General features: G+C 55.4%; 4 protein-coding genes and 1 pseudogene. All 5 read right to left on the reverse strand.

Annotated elements, in window-relative coordinates:
- Window positions 1-510: 510 nt before the first annotated feature.
- Entirely contained in the window at window positions 511-1,029 is a 519-nt protein-coding gene (locus VGP75_RS20645) for an IS630 family transposase (RefSeq protein WP_414727816.1), read from the reverse strand.
- A complete protein-coding gene (locus VGP75_RS20650) occupies window positions 945-1,331 on the reverse strand; it encodes a helix-turn-helix domain-containing protein (protein WP_414727814.1) in 387 nt (128 codons plus the stop codon). Before VGP75_RS20650 ends, VGP75_RS20645 begins: the two co-directional genes overlap by 85 nt.
- 69 nt (window positions 1,332-1,400) lie before the next feature.
- A complete protein-coding gene (locus VGP75_RS15710; protein ID WP_414727815.1) occupies window positions 1,401-2,156 on the reverse strand; it encodes a hypothetical protein in 756 nt (251 codons plus the stop codon).
- A 192-nt stretch (window positions 2,157-2,348) separates the two neighbouring features.
- Window positions 2,349-2,618, reverse strand: coding sequence for a hypothetical protein (locus VGP75_RS15715; RefSeq protein ID WP_327544561.1), 270 nt, complete (start codon window positions 2,616-2,618; stop codon window positions 2,349-2,351).
- Between the two features lie 16 nt (window positions 2,619-2,634).
- Window positions 2,635-3,982 (reverse strand): annotated as a pseudogene (locus VGP75_RS15720) (ISNCY family transposase).
- Window positions 3,983-4,219: the final 237 nt, after the last annotated feature.

A 4,219-nucleotide genomic window follows, 5' to 3' on the forward strand; every position in this document is an offset into this window, starting at 1 on the left:
AACCGGGACGGCACGGTATAGAACACCTTGCGCAAGGTGAAGCCACCGGACGACGTGACGCGTAGCGTGACCTCCTCGTAATCCGTGGTCCGCCGTGCCGGTAATGACCGGAGGCTCTCGCGTTCGACATCGATCCGCTTGAGTGAGGTTACATCGATGAGACCTATGCGCGGCAACAAGTTGGCCATAAACGGTTGCCGCCGCGTGATCCAGATATGGCGCGCCTGGCGGACCTCACGCCGCTTTTGCTCGACGGCTTGCAGGTCTTTTTTTATGCGTCAAACCGAGACTGTGCAGGGTGCGCCAGACCGACACACGATGGACAGTCATTGCGTGCACATCAGCAATTTCTAGCACTAAAGCATTTCGGGATTAACTTGAGACATATCCGGCAGCCTTGAAGTAGTTCCAGCATTCTTGCGGGTCGTAGAGATCGCAGATTGTGCCGATAGCATCGAACACCTCTGTGAGTGTCCTCGCGCCGATCCGGTGCAGGTGCGCTTTGAGTTTCTAGAAAGCCTGTTCAATCGGATTCAGGTCCGGCGAGTACGGTGGTAGGTAGAGGAACCAGCAGCCATGTGCGCGGAGTGCCTCAGCGGCCTCCTTGTTCTGGTGGGTGGCGAGGTTGTCGAGTATGACCACGGTCCCTGGCACGATCTCAGGGACCAGCACTTCGCGGACGTAGGTCGCGAAGGCGGGACCGTCCATCGCACCCTTGATGACCCATGGCGCGATCAGCCCATCCTGTGCCAGACCTGCGATCAGAGTTTGCGTGCCCCAGCTTCCGAAGGGGGCGTCCATCGTCAGCCGCTCCCCTCGCGTAGCCCAACCGCGCAGACGTGTGAGGTTGGTTTTCACGGCAGTTTCGTCAATGAAGACAACACGTTCTGGCATGGCCGCTATAGCAGGTCTTCGATGTTTGAACCAGTCGACCCGTTGCTGTCTTACTCTTGCACGGCGGCGTTCGGTGGCGACCAGCGACTTTTTTTGTGTGTGAACCCGAGGCGGGACAATAGATCTGCGATGGATGAATGATGTACCTGCACGCCTTCCGCATCGGCCAACGCATCCCTCAGTTCGAACAGTGTGATGTCCGGGTCTTGCTTGACCAACTCTTCAAAGAAGGTCCGATACGCTGCCAGCTTGCCGGTGTTGCGCGGGCGACCCTGAGGCGCAGGCGTCGCACGTCCCTTGGTCCGGACCTGCCGTGCCCAGCGGGCACCTGTCGCAGCAGAGAGCTTCAAACGCAACGCCGCTGCGCGACCGCTTAACCCATCCTCAATATACTCCTGAAACCGCGCTCGAAGCGCCGGCGGCAAAGGTGCTGACATGATCCATCCTCCCAAACAGGATGAATCACAATCAGGGTCTAAATCCTGAATCGGAAAGGTCGCAACCCTCTAGTAGTTCACCTGTTCGGAACCGTAGTTGCCCTCATAGTCACGCCAATCAACGAAGACGGATCGGTGATAAATGTTTGGGCAACTCTGACCCCAACGTTCAAGACCCACATGAGCTTCGGGCAGGGCAGTGATAGATGACCTCTGCCAAGCGAAGTCTCCTTGGGTGCCATACGTGCCAATAAAAACGGTGGCGCTGCGATTACAGTGACCGTCACGACCGGACTCGCGCTGCCGCGCATAGCGAACATCAAAGACTTGGATCGACCGCACGAAATTGAATTCTGGACCACTGATGTCAATGTCTGCGTAATTCTGCGCGAGTTGGAGGGCGAGGTCGGCGGGAACGGGGCTTTCATTGGCATCTGGAAAGCGCCAAGCAGCCTTACCGGGATCCACAAAGCCAGCGACGTCGCGCGTTGGAAAGGATTGGTGCGGTTTTGCGCTGTCGGTTCGCAAGAATGCTTCGAAAATTTGGTCTGCGCTATTGGATAGGGTGAAGATTTCATGTGATGCGCCCATGGGACAGCGCCAGATCTGTAGCGGTGGTTCAACCGGCCAAGGTGTAATCCGCCGGATGAATTCGGCACGGGCCCAGGCGCAAGGGACAGAGGCTGGCCAGCCGCCAGACAGACACAAGAGGATCGCGCAATCGATCGGGTGTGTCTGGGCGCGTGCGGGTATTGGCAAAGAAACGCCTGTAATGGTCAAAGCCACAGCAGCCGAGCTGAGGAGCTTCTTTCGTGAATTACGCATGCTGAGGAGCCTCCATGACAGAGTTCATCCTATATACAATAATATACTAACGCAACACAAAATATATTCTAGCAACAAAGTAAAAATGTCAATGTCTGCGCAATGCAGAAGTGTCACCACGATGCGCAACAGGAGCAAAGCCTGACAGGGCGTAGACCTCAGATATCGGAGCCCTGGCTGGCTTTGCGGGGATCAGTGGAAGAGCTGCCGTTTCTCTTTTTGGGTGAGGAACGCGGCCAAGCCTTCTTCCTTCACAGTCTTCTCGAACTGCTGCCATGCAAGGCCATCCTCAAGGAACGGATCGTCGAAGACTGTCGATGTGCCAAATTCGTTGATGACTTCCAAAATCCACCCTGGGTCGATGTCGCTCTTGTAGATATCCACGGTCAGAAAGTGGCCATCGACTTCAACATCGGCGCACAGATCGGACATGATGATCTCTGGTTCTTCTTCAGCATTCATGGCGTCAATTCTGAGCTTAGTCTGCCGCTTGCACAATCGCCTTTTTGGCCCGTCCGCCGGAAGGTCTGCCGGGACGTTTGCCATTTGGTTTGTAACCCATCTTCTCAGAATTGGTGCGCACCTTGGCTTTGGGAGGTGCTGCGTCCTGCATCTCTTTGATGTGTTCCAGCACAACACACTGTCGTTTGTTCTCGGTGATCGCGGCATGGGTCACGCGCTGATCCATGTCGAAGATTTTGTAGGGCAGGGCCCGGCCTTTCGAGCGCACCTCAAAACGTCCATCCACGAAGGCGTAGGTGTCAACATATTTGCCCACAAGGCCGCGCGTCACGTCGCTTTCTTCGAGCATGATCCGCTTGCGGTCATAGGAAAATGTCAGCTGCTTGCCGACATAGCGGTTCTCGCGCCAGCACAGCACTTCATCGAGCCGATCCGGCTCGACATTGAGCGCGCGGTGCAGGTTGTCAGGCTTGGCCGGTGCTTTGGCAAACTGCGCGTTGTAGCGGTCTTTGAAGCCTTGCAAATAGGCATTTCCAGCTTCCATGTCAGAGATATCCGCAAGACGCAGTTCCTTGACCAGTCGATCTTGCAAGGTCCGGTTTGCGCGTTCAACGCGACCCTTGGCTTGGCTGCTATTGGCGCACAAAATCTCGACGTTCAGCTCGTTCAGCGCACGCCCAAACTGTGTCATACCCGCGCCAACCTTGGCGTCTTCCTTTGCCACGCGAAACACCGTGTGCTTGTCGCTGTAAAACGCGACGGGACGACCGTGTTCGATCAGATAGCTCTGCAGCTCTTCGGAGTAACTGAAGGTGCTCTCGGACTTCACAAACCGCAATTCCATCAAGGTGCTGGTGGCGTCATCAATGAAGACGAGCAGGGTGCAGGGACCAGCACGCTCCTCAAACCAACGATGGTCTGAGCCGTCAATCTGGATCAGTTCGCCATAGCATTCCCGGCGCAAACGCGGTTGGTGAAATGTGCGACGTTGTTTGCGCGAAAGCCATAAACCATCGTCGACCATCCTATTTGCGCAGCGTCTCTCGCGACACTTTGAGCCTGTGATGCTGGGCCAACATCTCGGCGGCCAAAGTCGGCCCGAAATCTGGGTAGATCTCTTTGATGAGCGACAGTGCGTAATCTCGCTTAGCCCTGTGGATCTGATTGTTGGGAATTTTGCCGCGCGATTTGTGCCGGATCGCTGCTGCACCATCCTGACGGTAGCGCTTCAACAGTCTGAAAACCTGTCGACGCATCAGGTCCAGCATGTTCGCCGCGTTGTCGACGCTCAACCGACCATCATCAACCTGCGCCAAAACTTCCACACGTTTCAACTCGCGCTCGCTCATCACCACCCATCCCATGCACAATCTCCCTCAGTCTTTTGGGGAGAGTGACACTTCTGCTTTGCTCAGGGGTGACATTATCGCTTTGCGCTACAATGTAAAAACGCATAATGCAGATTATGTTACATCATGTTTAACAATCTCTATCAGCACCCTTGCACTAACATGTCGATAGCTGCGGTCACCTTGTCGAACTGCACTTCGATATTTGCGTTAGAAAACGTGAGCAGTCCCGCCGGAACGGCAGCCATGAAT

The sequence above is a fragment of the Yoonia sp. genome (assembly GCF_036007805.1).
Classification (GTDB): Bacteria; Pseudomonadota; Alphaproteobacteria; order Rhodobacterales; family Rhodobacteraceae; genus Yoonia.